The organism is Microbacterium umsixpiens, from assembly GCF_053543675.1.
In genome coordinates this window covers 3,432-6,050 of record NZ_JBLVOH010000056.1, presented here as the reverse complement: position 1 = coordinate 6,050, position 2,619 = coordinate 3,432, and the positions used below count along the sequence as shown (strand labels likewise).

The window sequence follows — 2,619 nt, the reverse complement described above, 5'->3', positions numbered from 1 at the left end:
GACCGCGCTGATCGAGCCCGCCTCGACGACCGGCTCGGTGCCGCGTTCGAGAACCTCGGCGGCGGTACGGATCGGCTCGTGCACATCGATCGTGAGGTCGACCACGGCTCCGAGCAGCGCCTTCGTGTACGGATGCTCCGGCTCGGCGTAGAGAGTGTCGACCGGAGCCTCCTCGATCACCCGCCCGTGCCGCATCACGTGGATGCGCTCGCAGAAGCCGGCGGCGACGCCGAGGTCGTGCGTGATGAGCACCACAGCGGTGCCGTGCTCATCGGCCAAGCGGTCGAGCAGGTCGATGATGCGCGACTGAGTCGTGACGTCGAGCGCAGTGGTCGGTTCGTCGGCGATCAGGACGGCCGGCCGAGACGACATGGCCATCGCGATCATCACGCGCTGCCGCATGCCACCGGAGAATTCATGCGGGTACTGGGCAAGACGCTCCTCGGGGAGCGGCACACCGACCTCGGTCAGCAGCTCTACGGCCCTGGCCCGCGCCGCATCCTTCGGCACCCGATCGTGCAGCCGGATCGCCTCGACGAGCTGGTGCCCGATCGTGCGCACGGGGTTGAGCGACGACATCGGGTCCTGGTAGACCATGGCGATCTCGCCGCCGCGCACCCTCGTCATCTCGCGCTTGCTCAGAGTGAGCAACTCGCGATCGCGCAGTCGGATGCTACCGCCGAGCGTCGCGCCGTCGTTGAGGCGCATGATCGAGAGCGCCGTGAGCGACTTTCCCGAGCCGGACTCGCCGACCAGCCCGATCCGCTCGCCGGGGCGCACCGCGAACGAGATGCCCTTGACCGGCATGGCGTCGCCGTAGGAGACGGTGAGGTCCTGCACCTGAAGGACGGGCGTGGCATCGGTCATCGTCCCTTCCCCTTCCGATCGCCGCCGAACTGATCGGCGAGCACGTTGAGCAGCCAGATGGTGACGAAGATGAACAGCGCAGGGAACAGCACGTACCCGATCGACTGGTACATCTTCTGGTAGCCCTGCTGCACGAGGGTCCCCCAGGTGGCTTCGGGCGGCGCGATGCCGAGGCCGACGAAGCTCATCGACGCCTCGAGGAGGATCGCGTTCGCGGCGTTGATGGCCGCCTGCACCACGATCGGCCCGCGGGCATTCGGCAGCACCTCGGCGAACAGCAGTCGGCTGCGCTTCGAGCCGAAGGCGACGGCGGCCGTGAAGTAGTCCTCCTGCAGCTCACTGAGCACCGAGGAGCGCACCAGGCGCGCGGTGGTGGGGGTGAGCAGGATGCCGATGATCACGGCCAGTTTGACCGGATCGGCGCCGAACGCCGAGATGAAGACGAGCGCGAACAGGATCTGCGGGATCGCCATGACCGTGTCGGCCAGACGCATCAGGATCTCGTCCCACACACCGCGGGCGAACGCGGCCGCCATCCCCCACGCGATGCCGAGCACCATGGCGACCAGGGTCGCACCACCGGCGATGAAGATCGTCAGCTGTCCGCCGTACAGCACGCGGCTGAACAGGTCGCGCCCGAGCTCGTCGGTGCCGAACAGGTGCCCGGCTGACGGACCGGCGAACCGGTCGGGCGATTGCGCCGAGGGATCGTAGGGCGCGATCACCGGTGCGAGCACGCAGGCCAGCACGATCACGCCGAGGAGGGCGAGCGGAATCCACGACGCGACCGCGAGACGGCGACGCGGGCGGGCCGAGCGCAGAGCGAGGGTGAGGGTGTCAGCCACGGCTGCTCCTAGCACGAAGACGCGGGTCGAGCACACCGTAGAGGAGGTCGACGATGAGCGTGGTGAGGATGAACATCGCGGAGATCAGAAGCACGACCGACTGCAGCACCGCGTAGTCGCGCTTGAAGACCGCGTCGATCGCGAGCGAGCCGAGCCCCGGCACGCCGAACACGTACTCCACGATCACGACGCCGCCGAGGGTGTACCCGACGATGAGACCGAGCATCGTGAGACCGGGGATCAGCGCATTGCGCAGCGCGTGCCCGATCACGACACCACTGGCCGACTGCCCCTTGCCGCGAGCGGTGCGGATGTAGGGAGCGTCGAGCACCTCGACCATCGACGCTCGCAGGAACCGCATGAGCAGTGGCGCAGCGGCGAAAGCGAGCGTGAAGGCGGGGAGGATCATCCGCACGAGGTTGTCTGCGGGGTCCTCCCCGAACGGCGTGTAGCCGCGTGCGGGGAGGACCTTGAGCTGCACGGCGAAGACCACGATCAGCACGATGCCGATCAGGAACTGCGGCAACGCCATGCCGGCGGTCGAGATGGCGGTGAGGGCGCGGTCGACCACGCCGAGTGGGCGCAGCGACGCGATCACGGCGGCTGGAGTCGCGATGATGACAGCGAGCACGATGCCGATCAGCGTGAGCTCGAGCGTGGCCGGGAGTCGCTGCGCGATGAGCTCCGACACCGAGTACTGGTTGAAGTACGACTGACCGAAGTCGCCGGTGAAGACGCCGCCGATCCAGCGCAGGTACTGCTCGATGATCGGAGCGTCGAGGCCGGCCTCCTCGCGCAGGCGCTGGAGCATCTCGGCATCCACACCCGGGGTCGAGCCGAGGCGCGTGATGACGGGGTCGCCCGGCAGCAGCCGCAGGACGACGAACACGAGAAGCGAGGTGGGGGG

At 68.2% G+C, this 2,619-nt stretch carries 3 protein-coding genes; all 3 read right to left on the bottom strand.

Features of this window, described 5'->3' with window-relative positions:
- On the bottom strand, window positions 1-867 hold an 867-nt coding region (locus ACNPM4_RS05725; RefSeq protein ID WP_448985021.1), incomplete at its 3' end, for an ABC transporter ATP-binding protein.
- Window positions 864-1,712 (bottom strand): ABC transporter permease, encoded by an 849-nt coding sequence (locus ACNPM4_RS05720; RefSeq protein ID WP_262003624.1) that lies wholly within the window; start codon window positions 1,710-1,712, stop codon window positions 864-866. The genes ACNPM4_RS05725 and ACNPM4_RS05720, both read right to left, overlap by 4 nt.
- Window positions 1,705-2,619 (bottom strand): ABC transporter permease (locus ACNPM4_RS05715; RefSeq protein ID WP_448985020.1); only part of this gene is annotated, 915 nt, incomplete at its 5' end. The genes ACNPM4_RS05715 and ACNPM4_RS05720, both read right to left, overlap by 8 nt.